This is a genomic window from Nonomuraea sp. ZG12 (assembly GCF_052068115.1).
Classification (GTDB): Bacteria; Actinomycetota; Actinomycetes; order Streptosporangiales; family Streptosporangiaceae; genus Nonomuraea.
The window spans coordinates 1-21,761 of sequence record NZ_JBQHCW010000005.1 but is presented as its reverse complement, the minus strand read 5'-3'; the positions used below and the strand labels follow the sequence as shown (position 1 = coordinate 21,761).

20 protein-coding genes are annotated in these 21,761 nt (G+C 68.2%); 12 read left to right on the top strand and 8 right to left on the bottom strand.

Annotated elements, in window-relative coordinates:
- Nucleotides 1–55 precede the first annotated feature (55 nt).
- Nucleotides 56–937, top strand: coding sequence for an SMP-30/gluconolactonase/LRE family protein (locus ACTMTF_RS16785; RefSeq protein ID WP_441111489.1), 882 nt, complete (start codon nt 56–58; stop codon nt 935–937).
- 56 nt (nt 938–993) lie between these two features.
- Here ACTMTF_RS16785 and ACTMTF_RS16780 read toward each other — a convergent pair whose 3' ends face one another.
- Entirely contained in the window at nt 994–1,578 is a 585-nt protein-coding gene (locus ACTMTF_RS16780; RefSeq protein WP_441111488.1) for a TetR/AcrR family transcriptional regulator, read from the bottom strand.
- A 164-nt stretch (nt 1,579–1,742) separates the two neighbouring features.
- On the opposite strand from ACTMTF_RS16780, the gene ACTMTF_RS16775 reads away from it, so the two are divergent.
- Nucleotides 1,743–2,417, top strand: coding sequence for an NADPH-dependent F420 reductase (locus tag ACTMTF_RS16775; RefSeq protein WP_441111487.1), 675 nt, complete (start codon nt 1,743–1,745; stop codon nt 2,415–2,417).
- A 46-nt stretch (nt 2,418–2,463) separates the two neighbouring features.
- Entirely contained in the window at nt 2,464–3,408 is a 945-nt protein-coding gene (locus ACTMTF_RS16770) for a hypothetical protein (RefSeq protein WP_441111486.1), read from the top strand.
- Nucleotides 3,409–3,481: 73 nt separating this feature from the next.
- On the opposite strand, the gene ACTMTF_RS16765 is transcribed toward ACTMTF_RS16770, so the two are convergent.
- Nucleotides 3,482–4,435 (bottom strand): NADP-dependent oxidoreductase, encoded by a 954-nt coding sequence (locus ACTMTF_RS16765; protein ID WP_441111485.1) that lies wholly within the window; start codon nt 4,433–4,435, stop codon nt 3,482–3,484.
- A gap of 84 nt (nt 4,436–4,519) precedes the next feature.
- On the opposite strand from ACTMTF_RS16765, the gene ACTMTF_RS16760 reads away from it, so the two are divergent.
- Together ACTMTF_RS16760 and ACTMTF_RS16755 are read left to right on the top strand one after the other, a co-directional pair.
- Nucleotides 4,520–5,092 (top strand): TetR/AcrR family transcriptional regulator, encoded by a 573-nt coding sequence (locus tag ACTMTF_RS16760; protein WP_441111484.1) that lies wholly within the window; start codon nt 4,520–4,522, stop codon nt 5,090–5,092.
- Between the two features lie 352 nt (nt 5,093–5,444).
- A complete protein-coding gene (locus ACTMTF_RS16755) occupies nt 5,445–6,089 on the top strand; it encodes a hypothetical protein (RefSeq protein ID WP_441111483.1) in 645 nt (214 codons plus the stop codon).
- A gap of 311 nt (nt 6,090–6,400) precedes the next feature.
- On the opposite strand, the gene ACTMTF_RS16750 is transcribed toward ACTMTF_RS16755, so the two are convergent.
- Nucleotides 6,401–7,021, bottom strand: a complete 621-nt coding sequence (locus ACTMTF_RS16750) for a TetR/AcrR family transcriptional regulator (RefSeq protein WP_441111482.1) — start codon at nt 7,019–7,021, stop codon at nt 6,401–6,403.
- An 88-nt stretch (nt 7,022–7,109) separates the two neighbouring features.
- Between ACTMTF_RS16750 and ACTMTF_RS16745 the strand changes: the two genes are divergently transcribed.
- Together ACTMTF_RS16745 and ACTMTF_RS16740 are read left to right on the top strand one after the other, a co-directional pair.
- Complete coding sequence (locus ACTMTF_RS16745) at nt 7,110–8,294, top strand: cytochrome P450 (RefSeq protein ID WP_441111481.1); 1,185 nt, start codon at nt 7,110–7,112, stop codon at nt 8,292–8,294.
- Between the two features lie 5 nt (nt 8,295–8,299).
- Nucleotides 8,300–8,641 carry a hypothetical protein gene (locus ACTMTF_RS16740; RefSeq protein WP_441111480.1) on the top strand — a complete coding sequence of 114 codons (342 nt, stop codon included), beginning with the start codon at nt 8,300–8,302 and terminating at the stop codon, nt 8,639–8,641.
- Nucleotides 8,642–8,896: 255 nt separating this feature from the next.
- On the opposite strand, the gene ACTMTF_RS16735 is transcribed toward ACTMTF_RS16740, so the two are convergent.
- From ACTMTF_RS16735 to ACTMTF_RS16725, 3 genes are all read right to left on the bottom strand, one after another.
- Nucleotides 8,897–9,160 (bottom strand): hypothetical protein, encoded by a 264-nt coding sequence (locus ACTMTF_RS16735; protein ID WP_441111479.1) that lies wholly within the window; start codon nt 9,158–9,160, stop codon nt 8,897–8,899.
- Nucleotides 9,157–10,560 (bottom strand): polymorphic toxin-type HINT domain-containing protein, encoded by a 1,404-nt coding sequence (locus tag ACTMTF_RS16730; protein WP_441111478.1) that lies wholly within the window; start codon nt 10,558–10,560, stop codon nt 9,157–9,159. Before ACTMTF_RS16730 ends, ACTMTF_RS16735 begins: the two co-directional genes overlap by 4 nt.
- Nucleotides 10,561–10,818: 258 nt before the next feature.
- On the bottom strand, nt 10,819–11,823 hold the full coding sequence (locus ACTMTF_RS16725; protein ID WP_441111477.1) for a LacI family DNA-binding transcriptional regulator: 1,005 nt from the start codon (nt 11,821–11,823) through the stop codon (nt 10,819–10,821).
- A 79-nt stretch (nt 11,824–11,902) separates the two neighbouring features.
- Between ACTMTF_RS16725 and ACTMTF_RS16720 the strand changes: the two genes are divergently transcribed.
- The 5 genes from ACTMTF_RS16720 to ACTMTF_RS16700 all read left to right on the top strand — a co-directional run bounded on the left by ACTMTF_RS16720 (nt 11,903) and on the right by ACTMTF_RS16700 (nt 20,239).
- Nucleotides 11,903–13,192 (top strand): polysaccharide pyruvyl transferase family protein, encoded by a 1,290-nt coding sequence (locus tag ACTMTF_RS16720; RefSeq protein WP_441111476.1) that lies wholly within the window; start codon nt 11,903–11,905, stop codon nt 13,190–13,192.
- Nucleotides 13,185–14,096, top strand: a complete 912-nt coding sequence (locus tag ACTMTF_RS16715; RefSeq protein ID WP_441111475.1) for an ABC transporter permease — start codon at nt 13,185–13,187, stop codon at nt 14,094–14,096. The genes ACTMTF_RS16720 and ACTMTF_RS16715 overlap by 8 nt, the downstream gene beginning before the upstream one ends.
- A 98-nt stretch (nt 14,097–14,194) precedes the next feature.
- Nucleotides 14,195–15,064 carry a carbohydrate ABC transporter permease gene (locus tag ACTMTF_RS16710; RefSeq protein ID WP_441111474.1) on the top strand — a complete coding sequence of 290 codons (870 nt, stop codon included), beginning with the start codon at nt 14,195–14,197 and terminating at the stop codon, nt 15,062–15,064.
- Nucleotides 15,065–15,097: 33 nt separating this feature from the next.
- Nucleotides 15,098–16,720: an extracellular solute-binding protein gene (locus ACTMTF_RS16705; protein ID WP_441111473.1), complete on the top strand. Its 1,623-nt coding sequence runs from the start codon at nt 15,098–15,100 to the stop codon at nt 16,718–16,720.
- A 90-nt stretch (nt 16,721–16,810) separates the two neighbouring features.
- Complete coding sequence (locus tag ACTMTF_RS16700; protein ID WP_441111472.1) at nt 16,811–20,239, top strand: alginate lyase family protein; 3,429 nt, start codon at nt 16,811–16,813, stop codon at nt 20,237–20,239.
- 28 nt (nt 20,240–20,267) lie between these two features.
- Here the strand turns inward: ACTMTF_RS16700 and ACTMTF_RS16695 are convergent, their stop codons facing one another.
- Together ACTMTF_RS16695 and ACTMTF_RS16690 are read right to left on the bottom strand one after the other, a co-directional pair.
- Nucleotides 20,268–20,477, bottom strand: a complete 210-nt coding sequence (locus ACTMTF_RS16695; RefSeq protein ID WP_441111471.1) for a hypothetical protein — start codon at nt 20,475–20,477, stop codon at nt 20,268–20,270.
- 5 nt (nt 20,478–20,482) lie between these two features.
- Nucleotides 20,483–20,617, bottom strand: coding sequence for a hypothetical protein (locus ACTMTF_RS16690; RefSeq protein WP_441111470.1), 135 nt, complete (start codon nt 20,615–20,617; stop codon nt 20,483–20,485).
- Between the last annotated feature and the right edge of the window lie 1,144 nt (nt 20,618–21,761).

Sequence of the window (21,761 nt, the reverse complement as noted above, 5' to 3'; positions counted from 1 at the left end):
CCGAGAAGAGAAGAGCGCACGCCCATGACAGGGCGTCGCCGCAAGGAGGACGACCATGACGGAACCGATCACGGTGGCCGAGGGCTTCTGCTTCCTGGAGGCGCCACGCTGGCGCGAGGGGCGCCTCTGGTTCTCCGACTTCTACACCCACCGAGTACGGTCCATCCACGAGGACGGCTCCGACCTGCGCGAGGAGGCCCACGTCCCCGAGCAGCCCTCGGGCCTGGGCTGGCTTCCCGACGGACGGCTGCTGATCGTCTCCATGCGTGACCGCAAGGTCCTGCGCCGGGAGCCGGACGGCACGCTCTCGGTTCACGCAGACCTCGGCGGGCACGCCACCGGGCACGCCAACGACATGGTCGTGGACGGCCAGGGCCGGGCCTATGTGGGCAACTTCGGGTTCGACCTGATGGGTGGCGCTCCGCTGGAGCCGGCCTCGCTGCACCGGGTGGACCCCGACGGCCGCGTCACGGAGGTCGCCGGCGACCTGTGGTTCCCCAACGGCATCGTCATCACCCCGGACGACGTGCTCGTGGTCGTGGAGACGTTCGGTAACCGCGTCACCGCGTTCGACATCACCACGGACGGCGAGCTGGCCAACCGGCGGACGTGGGCGGAGTTCGGGCCGCTGCCCACCGACCGCGCAGTCGCGGGGGCGCTCGCCCAGCTGCAGGTCGCCGGCGACGGAGCCTGCCTCGACTCGCGGGGCGGTCTGTGGATCGCCGACGCGATCGGCGGCCGGCTCGTGCGGGTGATCGAGGGCGGCACGATCACCGATGAGATCAAGCCCGGCTCACCGGTGTACGCCTGCGCCCTCGGCGGCGCCGCGGGCACGACGCTGTTCGCGTGCGCCGCACCCGACTTCCACGAGGAAGCCCGTAAGTCGGCGCGCGAGGGCCGCATGCTCGCCATGGGGGTGGCCGTACCAGGGATCTGAAGGTCTTCAGGCGTCCCGGCGGGTGGCCGCGTCGGTTTTGGCTACGTGCCGGGGCGTCACGTCTGGGCTTTGATGCCGTCCAAGGCCATGGTGAGCACCCGATCACGCTGGGCGTCCTGCACGAAATTCGCGCCGCTGACGCCGTTGACCAGGAAGAGAACGTCGTCGAAGCTCACGTCGCCGCGGGCTTCGCCGGCATGCTGGGCGCGTTCGAGCAGCGGTCTGCCGGCGGCGTGGATGATGTCGCGGCAGGTGACGAACATCGCCTCGTTGTGGGCGATGGCGTCGTAGACGGCCTTCTTGGTGGTCGCGTAGCCGACGAACCGGCGTAGCCAGGTCACCAGGGCGTCCCAGGGGCTGTGGTCGTCCAGTTCCGCGGCGATCCGGGCCAGCGCCTCGACCTCATCGAGGTAGACGGCCTCGAACAGGTGCGCTCGGGTGGGGAAGTTGCGGTAGAGCGTGGCGATGTTGACGCCGGCGCGGCGGGCGACCCCTTCCAGGGAAGCGTTGGCGCCGTCGGTGGCGAACAGCTCGCGGGCGGCGTCGAGGAGAGCGTCGAAGTTGCGGCGGGCATCGGCGCGCTGCGGCCGGCGCACGGTGACGCGCGGTTCGGCCGGGCTCTCGCCCTCGGTCACGGCCATCAGATCTCCCTTCCAGGACGCGGAACTTGACAAACGAAGGCACCCCTTCGCTAAAGTGAAGGCACCCCTTCGATTAAGTGCGGGTTACCCCTTCACTTTAACGGGTGTGGCGCCGCGTCCTTCGCCTCATCTTCCAAGGACCCTGCATGCCTCGTAAGGAAGACATGACCACCATCGGATTCATCGGCAGCGGAAAAGTCGGCAGCACGCTCGCCCGCCTCGCGGTCGACACCGGCCACGACGTCGTCCTGAGCAACAGCCGGGGTCCGCGGACCCTGCAGGGCCTGGTCACGCGGCTGGGACCGCGTGCTCGCGCGGCGGCGGTGAGCGAGGCCGCGCAGGAGGCGGACATCGCCGTGGTGACGATCCCGCTGAAGGCCTACACGCAGGTCCCCGCCGGGCCCCTGCGCGGCAAGGTCGTCATCGACACCATCAACTACAACCCCGACCGCGACGGCTGCATCCATGAGATCGACGCCGGCCACACCACGGCCGGCGGACTGCTGCAGGCCCACCTGAAGGAGTCGTACGTCGTCAAGGCGTTCAACAACATCTTCTTCAAACACCTGGCCACCCTCGGCCGCCCGGCCGGCGCCCCCGACCGCAGCGCGCTGGCCATCGCCGGCGACGACGCCGCGGCCAAGACGACGGTCGCCGCCCTGATCGACGCTCTCGGATACGACGCCTACGACGCGGGCGCGCTCGCCGAGAGCCGCCGGTTCGCGGCGGGCACGCCCGCCCACCGCGCCTACCTCGACCCGGTCGGCATGTTCGCCGCCCCCGGCCGCCCCGTCTCCGCCGCCGACCTCGCCGACCTCCTCGGGGCCGCCTCTCAATGATCCAGGACCTGTCCCAGATGTGTCGCCCAGACTTCAGGAGGCTCGAATGAAGGCAGCAGTCGTCACCACGTTCAGCGATCCGCCGCACTACCAGGATCATCCCGAGCCGCAGGCGACCGGCGAGCACGAGCTGGTGGTCGACGTGCTGGCCGCCGGCCTGCACCCACGGGTCCGGATGCAGGCCGAAGGCTCGCACTACAGCAGCACCGACGAACTCCCCCTGGTGCCCGGGATCGACGGGGTGGGGCGTGGCCCCGACGGCAGGCTGTGGTACTTCCTCTCCCTCGGCGCCACACTCGGCTCGATGGCCGAGCGCACGCTGATCGACACCCGCCGCAGCGTCGTCCTGCCCCGGCACGCCGACCCGGTGACGGTGGCCGCGACGCTGAACTGCGCGATCGCGTCATGGCTGGCGCTGAACCGGCGGATCACGTTCGAGAAGGGACAGAACGTCATGGTCATCGGTGCCACCGGCGGCACCGGGCGGATGGCGGTGCAGGTGGCCCGGCTGTTCGGGGCCGACCAGGTGATCGCCGTCGGCCGGGACGCCGAGCGCCTCGACGCGATCCCGGGCGCCGACGCCACCGCCCTGCTCAGCGACCCGGAGTCGATCGGGCGGGCAGGAGCCGAGGTGGATGTTGTCCTCGACTTCGTCTGGGGAGCCCCCGCCGCCGCCGCGATGACCGCTCTCGTCACCGGGCGTAGCGATCCGACCAGGCCGCTCACCTGGGTGGAGCTCGGCTCGATGGCCGGGCCGCAGGCGTCGATCCCGTCCGCGGCCCTGCGGTCGTCGCGGCTTCAGATCATCGGCAGCGGTCAGGGCTCACTGACCACCGCCGACATGGCTGCCGAGGTGCCCGCCGTGGCCGCCGAGATCGTCCGCGGCACTTTCGCGGTGGACGCCACCGAGGTGGCGTTGCAGCACGTCGAGCAGACCTGGACACGCCCGGCGGACAGCAGCACGCGCATCGTGTTCACGCCCGGCGCGTGAGGCCGGCCGGGCACCGCCGAGGACCTGCACGCCGCGATGGACAGGGCCCGCCTGCCGGCCGTGGGCAAGGCGTTCACAGGACGAGGATGAGTTTGCCGCCGGGCCGGCGGGACTGGCTGAGTCCGGCCGCCTCCTGGATCTGGTCGAGCGTGTAGGTGCGGGCGATCGATACGACGAGGACGCCTTCCCCGGCGAGCCGGGCGAACTCGTCCATCAGGTCGTAGCGCATGTCGATATGAGTGACGCGGGCGCCGAGGTCGGCGGCGGCGGCAAAGTCGGAGACGGTGAGGACGCGGTCCGGGTCCCCGGTCAGCCCGATCAGGGCCGGCAGTGAGCCGCCGGCCGGGCTGGGCTGGTCGGCGCGGTCGACCCGGCCGCCGGTCGGGGCCGTGTCCAGGGCGCGGTCGACGCGGCCTCCGGCCAGTGCGGTGACGCGTTGGGTCATGCCGTCGCCGTAGCCGGTCACCTGGGCGCCGATCTCTTCCAAGGCGGCGGCCCGCGCCGGCCCGGCGGTGGCGATCACCCGGACACCCCGGTGCAGCGCGAGGCGCACCGCCGCCTCGCCCACGGTGCCGCCCGCGCCGTGGACGAGCAGCAGCTCACCCGGCTGAACGCCGAGGTCGTCGAGCGCGTGCCACGCCGTCTCGGCCGCCATCGGCAGCGCGGCGGCCTGCTCGGCGGTGACGCCCTCGGGAATGCCTGCCCAGGCCGCCATCAGCGCATACTCGGCACCCCCGGCCGTCGGGCCGTCGAACGTCGCCGGGCCGAACACACGATCGCCGATCTCGACGCCGGTGACACCCTCACCGAGCGCGTCCACGGTGCCCGCGACCTCGAGGCCGAGCCCACGCGGCAGCGGCGGCAGCTGGTCGGCGAGGAGGCCGTCGACCGTCGCCCAGTCGGCCGGGTTCAGGCCGCACGCCCGTACGGCGATCCGGATCTGGCCGGGTCCCGGGTCCGGCTTCGGAACGTCGCGGAGCACGATCACGTCCGGGGATCCGAACCGGTCGAACTGGAGAGCCTTCATGACGATCTCCTACATGATGACAGCATCTGTTGTCGTGGACTGTAGCACCGCGACGACAGCCTCTGCTGTCATATCCTGGTCGGCATGCCGAGATGGGAGTCCGACGCACAGGGCCGGCTTGAGCGCGCGGCGCTCGAGCTGTTCGAGACGCAGGGGTTCGAGCGCACCTCGGTCGCGCAGATCGCGCGCACCGCCGGGCTGACCGAGCGCTCCTTCTACCGCTACTTCCCCGACAAGCGGGAAGTCCTCTTCGCCGGCAACGAACTTGAGGCCCACCTCGTCGCCCAGGTCGAGGCGGCCGACCCGGCTCTCACAGCGATCGAGGCGCTGCTGACCGCGCTGGGGACCGCCGACGAGATCTTCCGCCCGCGCGAGCTTCTCCTGCGCCGCGTCAAGGTGATCGCCGCCAGCCCGGCACTGGCCGAACGCGATCTGATCAAGCTCGCCGACATCGCCGACGCGCTGGCGCGGGCGCTCGAGCGCCGCGGCGTCGAGCCCGGCGAGGCACGCTTCATCATCGACGTGGCGATAGCGATCTCCCGGCGCGCCACGTCCCGCTGGCTGGCCGACCCGGACGCGACCCTCTCCGAACTCGTCGCCCAGACCGCCGCCGAGCTGTACCAGGCAGTCGCGCCGTTGGCCCCGACGGCCCGCTGAGTCCGCCGCGAAGAGGAGCGGCGCCCACCCAATGCTGTGACCGAACTCCGGCAGCGCAAACCGGCACATTTCGCTCTCGTGTCCGGCCGACGATGTGCCGGACGCGCGCCGAAGAGCATGGACTCCGCCGCCTTCGCCTCGCAAAGGATGGGGAAGCCCCTTGGAGGGCCTGGTGGCCAGTGCACGGCTGCCCCATGATCTAGGATCATCGACCGTGACATCGTGGGCGAGCAGATATCGGTCGGGCGATCACGTCGCGGTGTGGAACGACCTACGAGCCTTCGGGTCTTCAGGCGTGCCTGAGAGTCTCCGGGAAGACGCCGAGGACGTCGCACGCGAGACCATGCGGCGGGTGGCGTTCAACGTGGATGTGCTGGTCGACCAGCTCTCTTCCGCTGGGTACGCGTTCGCTTGCCCTGACGCGGTCCGCCAAGCCCCCACGGAGGTTGATTCCGAAGCGATGGCGAAGGCCGAAGCCGTCATCGGCCCCCTCCCTGTAGCGCTTCGCGCTTGCCTGGAGATCGTGGGTGCCGTCGATCTGTGCGGGGATGGGGGCTCGATGCTGCCTCACGTCCGCTACCACACACCCCCACGCGAGCCATGGGAACTTGACCCAGACCCTCTGGTCCTCCACTCCGGCCGGATGCTCTGGGACATGCTCAGTTCGACCGTGGGAGACGTCAACCTGGGGTGCGCCTGTACGGATCCCGAAGAAGATGAACTGTGCGGGTTCCATGCGAACGGTTTCTTCTTCAGCATCGCGCCTGATGGAGCGGCCAAGGCGAACTTCAGCGGGGGAGATCACTACATCCATCTCCCGAGCGCGAACCCCGACCCGCCGTTCATCGGCATACCGGTATCGGGGCCCATTTCGCTCGTCGAATACCTGCGCCGATCCCATGCCTGGGGAGGATTCCCCGGCTACGCCACCCGACCTGCGCATGTTCCTCTGCCGGCTCTTCTCGAACGGATCCGAAACCAGCTACAGAAGTTTTGAACGGGGGCGATAGGGCCTTGCTGCTGTCGGCTCGGAATTGCAGGGATCTAGGCCAGTAGCCCACCAGTGGAGGCTGCCGCCGCGCTGGGCGGTACCTGGAATGCGGTGCAGGCCGAGGCCGGGTGGGGCTGCTCGGCCGCCGCAGCCTGTCCATGTAGATCGAGGCGCATGCGAGCCGGTAGCGGCCGCAGGCCGGACCTGGGAGCAGGTCGGCCATGTCCGTGACCGTCCGGTTCATCAGAAGATCGAATCCGACATGAGCGTCGTCATGCAGGACAGCCCGGCAGCACCGGCTGACACTTTCCGGTACGTCAGGGTGCGGGCTGGGCGGCGGCCATGACGCCGTGCACGGCCGCCGCGATGCGGTCGGCGGCCTGGTCGGGGTCGGGGCGGCCGGCGTCCAGCCAGGCGATGACGGCCTCCAGGGTGAAGCCGGGGATCAGGTTGGCGGCCCAGTCCAGCCAGGGCCCCTCGGGGATGACGCGGGCCAGGTTGCGGCGGCCGACTTCGCGGGAGGCCGCGGTGATCGAGTCGATGAGGTCGCGGAAGTCGGGCTCGCGGGCGGCGTAGCGGAACAGCAACCTGAACCCGTCGGGGTCGGCAGTGGCGGCGCGCAGCAGGGCGGAGATGGCGCTCTCGTCGAAATCGTCGGCGCCGGTGGCCTCGGCCAGGCGGGTGCAGGCGCGGTCCAGTACGGCCCGGTACAGGTCGGCCTTGGACTCGAAGTGCCGGTACAGCATCGCGCGGGTGAGCTCGGCCTCGGTGGCGATGTCGTCGAGGCCGGTGGCGGCGTAGCCGGCGCGGGCGAAGGCGCGGGTAGCGGAGTCCAGGATCTGCTCGCGCCGCTCCGCGCGCCGCATTCTGCGCACCGGCTGGGCCGGCATGGCCTCGACGGCCCCGTGGTGGCTCTCGCCTGCTTCGGGCTTGCTCATCCCACCTCCGCTTGTAGAAGTCAAAGTGTACATATAGCTTAATAGACATCGAAGTATATAAACCTGTGTCTACCTCATCGGAGGAGCCATGCCGTCCGCCCCCGCCCAGCTTCCGTACGAACAGCCCGGCCCGTTGCAGCCGCCGCCGCTGCTGCGCCGGCTGCAGGCACAGGGCCCCATCCACGCCATCCGCACCGCGACCGGCGACCCCGCCTGGCAGGTCACCGGGTACCAGGAGGTGCGCGCCCTGCTGGACGACGACCGGCTCGGCCGCGCGCACCCCGAGCCCGAACGCGCCTCCCGTACCGGCGAGTCGGAGTTGTTCGGCGGCCCGCTCGGCGGATTCGACACCGAGCAGGCCGACCACCGGCGGATGCGTACGCTGCTGCAGCCGCACTTCTCGCCCAAGCGGATGCGCGCGCTGCGCGGCCGTGTCGAGACGCTCACCACCCACCTGCTCGATGAGCTGGCCGCCGCCGGGCCGCCCGCCGATCTGCACGCCGCGCTCGCCGTGCCGCTGCCGATCGCCGTCATCTGCGAGCTGCTCGGCGTCCCGTTCGACGACCGCGAGCAGTTCCGCGCCTGGACGAGGGACACCGCGGACGTCACCGACCGGGCCCGCTCCGCACAAGGCCTGAGCGCGCTGTTCAGCTACGGACAGCAGCTGGTGGCCGGAAAGCGCGCCGCCGGTGATGCGGATGCCGATGTGATCTCGCGGCTGGCCGCCACCGAGGGGGTCAGCGACGACGAGGCGGCGGCGATGGGCATGTTCCTGCTGTTCGCCGGGCACGAGACCACGGTCACCGCGATCGGCCTGGGCGTGCTGTGGCTGCTGGCCACCCCCGGCCAGTGGCAGGTCCTGGTCGACGACCCGGCCCGGATCGACGCCGCGGTGGAGGAGATCCTGCGCGCCCCGCGCCTGGGCGGCGGCGGCATCCCCCGCTACGCCCGTACCGACCTGGAAATCTCCGGCGTGCGGGTACGGGCCGGGGATCTGGTGCTGCTGGACACCGGCGCGGCCAACCACGACCCGGCCACCTTCGCCGACCCTGACCGGTTCGACGTTCACCGGTCCGCCACGGCGCACCTGTCGTTCGGGCACGGTGCCCGCTACTGCGTCGGCGCACCCCTGGCCCGCATCGAGCTGCAGGCCGTCTTCTCCCAGCTGGCCGCCCGTTTCCCCACTCTCGGCCTGGGCTGCCCGGTGGAGGAGCTGACCTTCGACACGCGCACGCTGACCGGCGGGCTGACCGCTCTGCCGGTGACCTGGTGAGCGGCATGAGCGCGGCGAAGACGAGCGGGAAGGTGAGCAGGCGGCCGCTGTTCGGCCGGATGTATCCCAAGATGGCCGCCGCCATGGACGAAGGTGGCATGACCGAGCGCCGCCGCGAGCTGCTGGCCGGTCCGAGCGGCGAGGCGATCGAGGTCGGCGCCGGGCACGGCGTCAACTTCCCGCACTACCCGGCCGAAGTGGTGCAGGTGGTGGCGGTGGAACCGGAGTCGCGCCTGCGCGCGCGGGCGCAGGCCAGCGCCGGTGAATCATCGCAGCTCGCGCGTGTCAGGCGGGCGCGCCGCTCAGGATGCACCCGGGAACCGATGCAGGACAGCACCGCGCCGTAGGGCTGCTGGCTGACTGCCAGCAGTTCCCGGCGGGTGGGATCGCGATCCGGGTGCCGTAGCCCGTTGGCCACCCAGCGCCTGTCTCGTTCCGCACCTCGGCCGACGCGCAGCCGGCGAGGCCGGCCGCCGCCAGGGACGCGGCCGCGGTGAGCAGGCGCCGCCGGTCCGGGGCGGTCCGGGGGGAGGGCATGGGGGAAATCATGGAGGTGACGGTACGTGATTCTCCCGTCACCCACATGCGCCTTCCGGTTCTTCCTATTCGGGGGCGACCAGTCCCATGGCTTCGGGGAAGTCCATGGCCAGGGCTCGCCTTTCCGCTCCCTGTTCCTCTTCCGCGACTTCCCTGAAGAGGGCGGCCAAGGTCTGGCGGTCCTCTTCGGGAAGGCTGTTGAGCAGATAGCCGACGGGCTCGGTCAGCGTGGTGGCGACATCCGGATCGATGTCCTCGTCATCGGTGAGCTCGATCGAGATGACGAGGTCCATCACAGCCTTGGCGAGCACACGGTCCACATCGGTCACGGGGGCACGATCCTCACGGTGATGTTTGTGATCTTCCGCTGCGCGAGAATTCTACGCGCCTGTTTCGCGACGGCGGCATTCGGAACTTCCCAGACACCGGTGAGCCCATCCTGCTCCAACGCGAGCGACTGATTCTGTGCCTGCCGCTTGGTCTTCGGATATCCGGTGACGTTCAGCTTCCGGTCGATCATGACACCGTTGGCCGAGTCATGTCCGTCGAACTTGACCCGGGCCAGCTTGCTGCCGCCTACCTTGTAGAACTGGAGCGCGGGCGCCTTTCCGGCCCGTGACCCCAGTGCCCCGGCGTCGTAGGCCTGGGCGGCTGGGCTCATGGCCGCGTTCTCGTCGTCCCAGTAGATCTCGCTGTCACAGTTGTGGACCAGGACGGGAGTGCCGCCCGCGATCACCTGGTAGGTGTGCAGGTCCGCCACCGTGAGGTTGTGCACGCGCTGCGTCGCGCTCCATTTCGTGAGCGCGCCGACCTCGACGTAGGTTCCCGCGCCGGCTTGCAGCCATTGACCGGCTTTCAGCTCCCCGGCCGGCACCCATCGCTTGAGTTCCGGTATCCAGAACGGGTGGGTGTTCGTCTGGTCCGGGAGATAGTTGGTGCCGTCCCGGCCCTTGCCGCCGCCGCAGGGGTCGGCCTGGCCGTAGATGACCTCGATCCGGCCGCCCATGCCGTTGCCGATCCCCGCGATGCGCGGCACCATCCGCCACGACAGCAGGTCCGTCCAGTCGGACATGGTGTTGTAGTCCATGCGACCGGCCGGCATCACCGCGTCGAAGTCGAGCGAGGGCAGCGTGATCGCGGGCGTCTTGGCCAGCCCGGTGGTCCGTACGGTGTCGAGCCACATCACCGGGTCGTACGGCAGCCCGAAGTCGGTGCGCTGGTAGATCCACGTCTGCGCCAGGTTCATCCGCTCGACCGGATCCCACGCCCCCGACGTCGGGTTCTTCGACTCGGCCAGCACCGAGACGAGCTTACGCCCGGAGAAGAACGCGATGGCGTCGTTCTCACATCCTGCGGCCTGCTCGCACTGCAGGTCGGTGGGGACGTCCTCGCCGTTACGCGCGGCGGTCGTGAACGTGGTGCGCGCGGTCGGCGTGCTCCCCGCGATCTGCGAGTTGTGCCCCCAGTTGACACTGGCCAGCACGCCGCCTCTGTCGTACGGCAACATCTCGTAGACCTCGTGCGTGCACGACGGCAGGCAGAAGTAGTTGGTCTCCCGGTTGTAGGAGTAGTCGGTCACGTTCTCGTTGCGGTCGACTTCCTGATCCAGGTTCCACCGCCACACCCCGTTGCAGGTCGGCGGGATGTCGTCGTTGTAGTACTTCTCGTAGCACGGCTCGCCGGGCTCGTTGCCCACGTACGGCACCTGCCACTGGGCATCCCGGGTCAAGAATGACGTCCAGTGTCATGCCGTATCGGATGCCGATGAGCACCCGCCGAGCAATCATGGGCGGGGTGATATCCCTTGGCCGCCCTGGTTTGCGTTGGTTGGCAGAGCGTCCGCCAGGGAGGTAACTCTCCACGCTCGCCGACGCGGGCCGGCACTGCCCAGCATGCCCGCAGTTACAGCGCCACCGATCATAGCCACCCGGGCCCCATCACATAGGCTGACGACAATCGATATGAGCCGCGGGCGATCATGCGAACGCTAATCGCGGATCCGGGTCAGAGCAGTCGCTGAGTCACGGATCACCAGTTCGGGTTCGGGGTCGGTGATGACACCGCCTGCGCTTGGCCGCCCCGCGATCAGGTCGTATAGCGCCTCGACGCCGGCCCGGCCGAGTTGGTACATGGGCATCCGGACCGCGGTGACGGCCGGGCGCAGGTGTTGCATCAGGTCGACGTCGTGGATGCCGACCACTGACAGCTGGTCGGGGATGGCGATGCCGAGGTCGCGTGCGGCGGCCAGGACCCCGACCGCGCTCATGATGTTGTTGACGACGATGGCGGTCGGCGCGGTTGCCGCCTGCATGGCCTGCCGGAGCCCGTCGGCGCCGGCCTGCTCACCGAACCCGGTGGTCAGGTGCGGAGCCGGTGTCAGGCCGGCGGCGTCCATCGCCTGCTGGTAGCCCAGGTAGCGCTGCTGGGAAAGGTATCCCGAACCCCCGACGAAGACGATGTGGCGGTGGCTGAGGTTGACCAGGAACCGCGTCGCGATCTCGCCCGCGCGGCGATCGTCTACGTCGATCCAGGGATGGTCCAGTGCATGTTCCAGGATGAGGATCGGCTTGGGGTGGGAGCGGAGTTCAGCCATCACGTCGTCGTCCAGCAGCCCTTCGCCGCGGATCAAGATACCGTCGACCGTGCCCTGGCTGAGCAGCCGGGTCAGGAACTGGCTGCCGGAGCGCATCGTCTCGGCATCGCCCAGCAGGACCGTCGCGCCGTGCTCCGCCGCCGCCTCGTAGACCCCATGCCGCAGCGGTCCGTAGACCGGGTTGTCGATCTTGTTGAGGATCATCGCGATCATGTCGGTTTGGTTGAGCCGCAGCGAGCGCGCCGTTTGGTTCGGCTGGTAGCCCAATTCCTGCATCGCCTGGAGCACCCGGGTGCGGGTGGATTCCTTCATCCGGGTGTGGCTCGTGCCGTTGACCACCGCCGACACCACGGCGAGCGACACCCCAGCCGTCCGTGCGACGTCACGTTGCGTTGCCATGGTGAGAGCCTACTCGGTTCTTGACGTAACGTCTCACCATCCCTATTTTGAATTAACGTTACGTCAACAAGGAGCATACATGACATCAACACGTCGCACCGTCCTCCTGCGGTCCTCCTGGGCGACGGTGAACATCGGCGACGTGGCTCACTCCCCTGGCGTGGTGCGGGCGTTTCAGCGGTTCGCCCCCGAGGTCGAGGTCATCCTCTGGCCGGTGCGGCTGGAGGAGCGCGAACGATCCATGCTGCGGCACGCGTTTCCCGACGTGCGCGTCGTCGATGGCACTCTCGGCGGAGACGGGCCGAGCACCCCGGAGTTGGCCGCCGCCATCGACGGCGCGGACGTCCTGATGCACGGATCGGGCGCCGACGCCTTCCAGAGCACCGAGATCGATTGGTGGCGCGAGCACGTGGGTCGCCCGTATGGGTACTTCGGGGTCACCGTGGATCCGCTGTGCCCACCGACCATGGCGACGCTGCCGGAGCTGGCACAGATGGTCGATCTGCTCCCACCGTCCTATCTCGAGGACGACGTCAAGGACCGTTTCGACAGCGCCGACTTCGTGTACTGCCGCGAAACGCTGACCCTGGCCACCCTGCGCGGCCAGAAGATAACCGGGCCCGACCTCGCCTTCGGCCCGGATGGCACGTTCGCGTTCGACCACACTGACCCCGTCGCCGCCGCTCGCCTGCTGGAGGGTTTCGGCCTGCAGCCCGGTCGGTTCGCCTGCTTCGTTCCGCGGCTGCGCTACGCCCCCTATGCGAAGATCTACGGCACGGAACCGACCCGCGAGCAGATGCGGCGCGACGCGGTCAACCGGGCCACCGTGACGCACGACCTGGCGGTGCTGGCGGCGGCGATCGAGACCTGGGTACGCGTCAGCGGCCTGCCGGCCGTCGTGGTGCCCGAGATGAGCTATGCCGTCGAGCTCGCTCACGAGCAGCTTCCCAGCCTGCTCAGTCCACAGACGCTCGGTCAGGTCCGGCTCCTGGACCGGTACTGGCCGCTGGAGGAGGCGACCGGGGTCTACGCCGCCTCGTCGCTGGTGGTCAGCATGGAGTGTCATTCGCCGATCCTGGCCGCACGACATGCGATCCCGACCGTCTACCTTCGGCAGCCGACCGAGACCACGAAATCTCAGATGTTCGCCGACCTCGGCGCCCCAGACCTGGTGATCGAGCTCGACCATCGTGCCGCGGCGACGGTCGTCGCGGCGGTCACCGACATCGCCACCGACCCGGCGCCCGCGGTCGCCCGGAGCAGGAGGGTCGCGGCCAATGCCGACGACCGGCTGCGGGCGGCGGTGCAAGCCTGCGTCGCGGGCCAGCCCATCGGCCTGCCTGCACCGGTGGAGACCGGCGATGCATAGCCTGCGCGATCGCTGGCGGCGCGACCGGGTCCTGCTGCTGCTGGCGCTTCCCGGGGTCACGGCGCTGCTGCTGTTCCACTATCTGCCGCTCGGCGGGAACATCATCGCGTTCCAGGACTTCCAGCCGTTCCTCGGAATCTGGCACAGCCCGTACGTCGGGTTGGACAACTTCGAGCCGGTGCTCACCGGCGACCCGGTGTTCGTCAGCGCACTCGTCAACACACTGATCATCACGCTGATCCAGGTGGTCTTCGTGTTCCCGCTGCCGATCTGCCTCGCGTTGATCCTGAACGCGACCATCAGCGAACGGCTCAAACGCCTCACCCAGTCGATCCTCTACATGCCGCACTTCCTGTCCTGGGTCATCGTGGTTGCCCTGTTCCAGCAGATGTTCGGCAACGGCGGAATGCTCAACGCCTGGCTGCGCTCGGCCGACCTGTCCACGTTCCACATCGTCGGCGTACCCGAGTTGTTCAAACTCATGATCACATCACAGGTGATCTGGAAGGACACCGGCTGGTCGACAATCATCTTCCTCGCCGCACTGTCCAGAGTGGATCCGGCGCAGATGGAAGCCGCGGTGGTGGACGGCGCCTCGGCAGCTCGCCGCCTGTGGCACGTGACCCTGCCCTACATCCGCCCGGTGATCGTCCTGCTGCTGATTCTGCGGCTCGGTGACTCGCTGTCCGTCGGGTTCGAGCAGATCATCCTGCAGCAGGCACAGGTCGGTGCCGGTGCCAGCGAAGTACTCGACACATACGTCTACAACCACGGGATCGTCGGCGGCGACTGGGGCACCGCGGCCGCGGTGGGGCTGATCAAAGGCATTGTCGGTGTCGCGCTCGTGCTCGGCGCCAACCGGTTGGCCCACGCCCTGGGCGAGCAGGGGGTGTACGCCAAGTGACGAGCCGACCTGTGCCGACTGCGGTGTCCGTGGCGCGCCCCGCCGCGGGCACAGGGCCGCGGCGGCCACGCTCGGGCCGCAGCCAGCGTCCGGTCTGGATGGGCGAGCCCAGCAAGCTGGGGGTCGGCGCGCGGGGACTCGTGCTCGGCCTGGGCTGCCTGGCGGTTTTGGTGCCGTTCTGGGCGGTGCTCATGACCAGCATCGCCTCCCCGGAGGAGATCAACAGGGCGGGCGGCTTCGTGCTGTGGACGAACGAACCGACGCTGGACTCCTACCGGGCCGTCCTGTCCGGAGGAATCGTCACCCGTGCGCTGCTGGTGAGCGCCGGCATCACCGTGGTCGGCACGGCACTCAGCCTCGTCACCACGATCGCTCTGGCGTACGCGCTGTCGCGGCCAGGTTCGTTGCTGCAAAAGCCGATCCTGCTGATGACGGTGTTCACCCTGCTGTTCAACCCGGGCATCATCCCGATGTACCTGGCGGTCAAACAGCTTGGCCTGCTGGACAGCTACCTGGCACTGATCCTGCCGGTGCTGGTGAACGCGTTCAACGTCATCGTCATGCGCGCGTTCTTCCAGGAAATCCCACGCGAGCTGCGGGAAAGCGCCTATGTGGACGGTGCCGGGGAGATGCGCATCCTGCTGCGGATCGTCCTGCCACTGTCGAAGGCGGTCGTCTCCGTGATCGGGCTGTTCTACGCGGTGGCGTACTGGAACGCCTTCTTCTCCGCGATGTTGTACCTCCAGTCGTCGGAAAAGTGGCCGCTGCAACTGGTGCTGCGCACCTACGTCGTCAACAACACCCCGATCGGGTCCGACCAGCTCAGCTCGAACCTGGAGAACCTGCCACCACAAATCTCCGTCCAGATGGCGATTCTTGTCATCTCCGTCCTGCCCATCCTGTTCATCTACCCCTTCATCCAAAAGCACTTCGCCAAGGGACTCATGGTCGGCGCCGTCAAGGGCTGACCGGTCGTCCACGCAATGTGGCAAGGAGACGTCATGGCACCCACCTTCAGCCGCCGCCACGTCCTGGCCCTCGGCGCGGCAACGGGGCTGGCCCCGCTGCTCGGGGCCTGCGGCGACGGCAGCCCGAGTTCGCCGAACAGCTCGACCGGGTCGGTCAAGCTGCCCACCTACAAGCCCGTCACCGCGGCCATGCCCGACCTGGCCGCCGAGCCGGCCGGGGTGTCGCCGGGATACTTCACCTACCCGACCGCCTCCAGCGCCGCATCACAACCGGTGCAGGGCGAAGCCATCACGGCACTGACGTACACCTACGACCCGATCGCCCCCGCGCTCGGCTCGAACCCCTACTGGCAGAACCTCAACAGCAAACTCGGCACCGAACTGAAGATCACGTACGTCTCCTCGACTGACTACAAGAGCAAGGTCGCCACGACCATTGCCGGTGGCGATATGCCCGACATTGTGGCTATCCAGGGCGTTGTCCAGCAGATGCCGGCCATGCTGAAGGCAACATTCACCGACCTCACGGAGTACCTGTCCGGGGACGCGGTCCTCGCCTACCCGAACCTCGCCGCCCTGCCCACCGATGCCTGGCGCAGCACCGTCTACGACCAGCGGATCTGGGGCATCCCCGTGCCGCGGGCACGGATCGGCACCGTGCTGTACACCCGGGCCGACCTGCTGGCCAAGGCAGGACTCAGCCTCCAGCCCCATTCGTGGGCCGAGTTCAAGGAGATGGCTGTCGCGCTGACCGACGAGCGGGCCGGTCGGTGGGCGTTCGGACAGATCCCGTTCAACACGATCCTTGAGATGAACGGGATCACCGGCAACTGGCCCGGCGGCGCCGGCGTCTGGCAGGCCGAAGGTGGCGTCTTCACCCACTCCGGGACGACACCGCAGTTCATGCAGGCCCTCGAGGACACCGTCGAGCTGGTGAAGTCGGGGGTGATACATCCCGACCACGCGGGCGCGCCCAACACGAAGCGCAACGGGTGGATGCTGGCCGGCACGACCTCGTTCACCATCGGCGGGTACGCCGGGTGGGGCAAGTTTTACGGCCAGGCGAAAGACGTGCCCGGCTTCCGCCTGACCGGCATGCTCTCGCCCACCCGCGACGGCACAGGGACGCAGGTACGCACGCCCGGCCCGACCCTGTCCAGTTTCACCGCTATAGCCAAGACCGACAACGCCGACCGGATCAAGCAGATCCTCAAGGTCCTCGACTGGTTGTGCTCACCCTTCGGCAGCAGCGAGTACCTGGCCCTCCGGTACGGCGTCGAGGGCCAGACGTTCACCCGCAACGGCTCCGACCCGACCCTCACCGAGAGCGGGCGCAGCCAGGTATTCCTGCCGGTGCGGTACCTCGCCGAAGCATCGCCCGTCATCTACGAGCCGGGCAACCGCCAGGCCGTACAGGACCAGCACGACCACCAGGTCGCCGGCGTCCCGCTTGCCGTCGCGGACCCGACCCTCGGGCTGTACTCGGAGACCGCCGCCAGCAAGGCTGCCAGCGAGCAGCAGGAACTGGACTCGGTGCTGCTGGAGATCCAGCTGGGGAACAAGCCCGTCTCGGCGTGGCAGCCGGCCATCAAGAAGTTCATGGACCGGGTGGGCAACAAGATCAAGGCCGAGTACGAGGAGCAGGCGGGTGGTTGACGTGGACTCAGCTAACACTCTCACGGGGTTAGGGAGAAGACAGTGGTGAGACGGAGCACGTTTCGTTGGTACACGCGTGGTCGGGCCCGTGTGGCGGTCGTGCTGGCTCTGGTGGTGGCGGTTCTGTCGCCGGGCAGTGCCGCCGTCGCCGACATGTCGGATCTCGGCAGGCTGCTCGACCTGACGCGCCCGGGGCTCGGCGCGGTGGCGGCCAAGCTGGCCGCCGGTGATGAAGCGGGCGCCGCGAGCGAGCTCAAGGTGTATTACGCGGGCCGCGCCGACGTCCACTACCCGGTTCCGGCCGAGGGCCTGGGCGGTGGCGACTCGGGCCCCGACGAGCTCGCGGCGGGGATCTTCCGGTTCGGCGCCGAGACCCGCAACTTCTACAACAGCGCCGAGCAGCGGATCGACATCGACTGGCAGGACCTTTGGGGTGGGACGCAGACCACCCCGGGCGGCGCGCAGACTCTGATGAGCGACTTCACGTTCATGCCCAAACTGACATACGCCTACGTGTCCGAGAGTGACCCGACAAAGCGTACGGCGTACGCGGCGGCGTGGATGGACATCTCGCTGGACTTCTTCGCCGACAATCAGAGCTGGCCGCAGGGCCGCAACCTGTCGGCGGCCAAGCGGCTCGCCCAGTTGGTCAGCGCGTTTTCCGTGTTCCGGACCGATCCTGGCATCGACGCGAGCGATCTCGTGGCGTACCTGTCCGGCATGCACGCCACGACGGACTTCCTCGTCGGCGTGATGCAGATACATGTCGGAAACAACTGGTACGTGTCGATGGCCCGCTCCGTCCACGCGGCAGCCGTGTTCCTGCCCGAGTTCTCGTCATCGTCTGGCTGGGAGTGGTTCGCGGTGCGCTCGGCCGAGCGGTTCCTGCGCGCGCACTTGAAGGGCGACGGTGTGTATCGCGAGCCGGCGTTCAACTATCAGGCATACGTGGCGGACATGCTCAACTCCGTCATAGCAGTCGCGGATGCCAACGGGCGAACCGTTCCTGATGCGCTCGTCCAGGGGGCGGACTGGATCGCGGATTCGCTGTTCGCGACCCGTCAGCCGAATCTCGAACCCGCGGCGATCGGCGACACGCCGAACAACTACGCGGGTACGTCGGCCATTCGCAGGAGCGGTGTACGCAACTCCTGGCCCGATTTCACCTGGGTCGCCTCCGGCCGAACGCAGGGGACCGTCCCGACGCTGTCATCCACGGTGTTTCCGATCAGCTTCGCGGTTCAGCGTTCCGGGTGGGACGCCGATGCCCGGTACATGCTGATCAACAACCAGAATTCCAGTTACACCGCCTCGCATCGGCATCCGGACGACCTCAGCCTGGTGATGGCGGCGTACGGGCGTCCGCTGATCGTCGACTCCGGGGTGGGGGACTACAGCGCGACTCCGACGAACGACTGGATGCGCCGTACCACCGAGGCGCACAACACCATCGAGGTCGACGGACGTCCGCAGACCGCCGGCGTCCCCCGCACAACGTCGCTGTGGCGCTCGAACGCGGGCCTCGACATCTACCGCGGTGCGGCGATGGGCTACCGGCCGGTCGAGCACGATCGCGCGGTCTACTTCGTCAAGCCCGGCTTCTGGGTGGTCTCCGACGACCTCACCGGTGACACCGCCGCGCACGACTACCGGCAGCTCTGGCACTTCCCCGGCGATCCGGTGACCGTCAATCCGACGACGAAGGTCGCCACAGTCGGGTTCGACACCGTGCCCGGAGCCGCACCCGTTGCCGGCGTGCAGCTCATCCCGGTGGCAACGGCCGGCGCCGCGGTAACCCCCAGGGTCCACGAAAATGGCGCCGTACGCGTCGGCGAGCAGGTACTCACCAACGTCGACTACCTGTCGTACGACTGGTCCTCCACCGGGCCGACGGGACTGGACACGGTCGTGGTTCCCGGTGAGCCCGGCGCGGCGCCCTCGGTGACGGCGAAGCGCATCGCCATGCCCGGGGTGAGTCACTCCGTGGCGACGGCGATGGAGATCGCCCTGCCGGACGCGACCGGACGCTTCTACCTTTCGCGCGAGGCGACTCCCTCGTCGAGGGCGTTCGGGGCCGCCACGACCAACGCCGAGACCGCGTACCTCGAGCGTGCTTCGGGCGGCGGGCTTACCAGGTACGCTCTGACCAGAGGGTCGTCGCTGATCGACCAAGACAAAACCGTTATCAGCGCATCCGCACCGGTGTCCGATATCAGTGTGGAACTGCGCGGCTCGACCGCCCGGATCTCGCTTGGGGACCCGTTCACCGGCACGCTCTCCATCAACGCGCCGAACGCGAACGCGGTGACGGTGAACGACACCCCGATCGCGTTCACCCGCACGGGCAACCTCATTGAAGTGTCACTCGAGGAACACTTTGCCCCGGCACCCGTGCTCAACGACGAGTTCGACGATGCCGGCCTGGACCGCACCGTCCATGACTTCAACGGATCCTTCGGCGGCTGGACGCCGGTCCAGGGGACCTGGGCGCTGACCGGCGCACAGCCGGACACGCAGCTGGCACAGACCTCGACTGCGGACATGGTGTCGTTCGCGGCGCTGCAGGACGTACCCGATGACGTGGTCATGGCCGCGGACATCGTTCCCGGGGTACGCGGCCAGACGACGGCCCGTACCGGTCTCGCGTTCCGCTACCACGATTCCCGCAACTACTATCGGGCCGAAGTGCTCAACTCCACGTCGGGAGCGACGCTGCGGCTCGTGAAGATATACGACTCGAAGACCGAGGTTCTCGCGCAGACCGCACTGCCGAGCAGCGCCAACGTCCCGCACAAGCTGGTCGTGTCCGCGATCGGGAGGCATCTGAGCGCCAAAGTCGGCGATACGTCGATCTCCGCGGACGACGGACAGTTGCCGACGGGTGGTGCCGCCGCCTTCACGCATCGGCGGGCCGCGACCTTCGACAACATCGTGATCAGGGAAGGGCTCGATCAGGCCAGTTGGCGAGGAATAACAGGGTCCGTGTCCGTCGCCTCGGGCAAATTGCGCCTCACGCCGCCTGCCGGTGGCCGGGCGCACGTACTGGCCGACTCGACACTGCCGAAGCGCTTCTCCGAGGCGTGCGACTATGTCGTGGAGACCACGGTCACGATCGACGGATCCGTCGGTGACGCAGGAATCTCGCTGCGAGACACCACGGACGCGTACGGGTATCGGATCCACGTCGGCAAGACGAGCAACGGAACCCAGTACGCGAGCATCATCCGCGAGGCTCACGCGTCGGGTCCCGTCACAGTGGCCAAGGCATCCATCAGCAACCCGTTGACAGGTCCCGTGCGACTGGGTGCGGCGATTCACGGCGACCGCATCACCGTGACGTTGAACGGCGTTCAGATCCTGAAGGGTCGCGACACCGTTGTGCGCAGCGGCGGCGTCGGGCTTTACGCATCCACGGAGAGCTCGTTCGAGAACGTCACTGTCGCTCGGTCCTGCGGGGGGCGGGAGCGCCTGCGGCCAAGTGCCCCCGGCGCCGGCCACCGCTGGGACCACCACGACTAAGTGGTCTCGCTCGTGAATCCTTCGGGGGTTACGCGGCTGAGGCGAGTACGGCAGGCTGATGGTCGCAGCCGGCGGGTTGCCGGGAGTTCGACGCTGGAGTGTACTTCCATCGGAAGGGCCGGGCGGTCTCGTTGCAGCGGCGCTCGAAGGCAATGAGCCGGTCTTCGACCTGGTCAAGGCTGGTGAAGTCGTTGGGTGTGACGACCTTGCGCTGCACGATGGAGAAGAAGATCTCCACTTGGTTCAGCCAGGAGGCGTGCACGGGTGTGTGTGGATCATCACCGCGTTGGGGAAGCGGTCGACCAGCCGGTCGGCGGCGGCCCGGCCACAGTGGGAGGAGCCGTTGTCCACGATCCAGAACACCCTGTACCGCTTCATAACTCATCGCGTGGGGCTTGATCTGCGGTTTTGACCTCCGGCGACCAAGCGGGCAAGATCGCAATCCGTGTCGGTTCGGCTGCTGTACCTGTCCTTGATTCGGGTGTTTGGCTGGCTGGCTGGTGTTGCTGGGGCGTGGTCAGGCGGCCAAAGACGTCGAGATCATGGTGCTCCGCCACGAGGTGGCCTTATTAAGGCGCCAGGTCGCCCGGCCGAAGCTGGACTGGGCCGATCGAGCGGTCCTGGCGGCGTTGGCCGGTTTCCTGCCGATGGCCCTGCGCGCTCACCGACTGGTCACCCCAAGCACTCTATTGGCCTGGCATGGCCCGCGAGAACCCCAGGTGGGGGTACCGGCGGGTACATGGTGAACTCGTTCGCCTCGGCGTTCAGGTTAGCGAAGCGACCGTGCGACGGATCCTGCGTTCGCGCCGGCACCGTCCGGCGCCACGAAGCCTCGACACTTCTTGGCGGACGTTTCTACGGCTGCAGGCAAAAGGGCTGCTCGCCTGCGACTTCTTCCACGTTGACACGATCTTCTTGAAGCGCCTGTACGTGTTGTTCGTCATTGAGGTAGAAGCACGACGCGTTCACATCACGGGCGTCACCGCCCATCCCACCGGCGCCTGGACGGCTCAGCAGGCCCGCAACCTGCTCATGGACCTCGGGCGCGGGCCACCTCGTTCAGGTTCCTTTTCGGGACCGGGATACCAAGTTCACTGCCGTCTTCGATGAGATTTCTGCCGGGGCAGGTGTCACGGTGATGAAGACTCCGCCGCGGACACCCCGCGCTAACTGCTACGTCGAACGCTGGATCCGCACCGTCCGAGCTGAATGAACCGACCAGATGCTGATCTACGACGAACGACACCTTCGATCGGTCCTGAACGAGTACGCCGAGCACTACAACAATCATCGCCCGCACCAGTCCCGCCACCAACGCCCACCCGATCAAGACGAGCGCGTCGTGGTGCCGTTGGAAGGCCGAATCCAGCGCCGAAGGGTGCTTGGCGGAGTCGTCAACGAGTACCACCGAGCCGCATAGCAGGCCGGACAAATCGCCAGCTCAGACCACGTGTACGAGTTTTGAAGCGGTACGTGTGTCCCGAACGTGGAGGGGGCTTGATGTAGGTAGAGCTTCTTGATG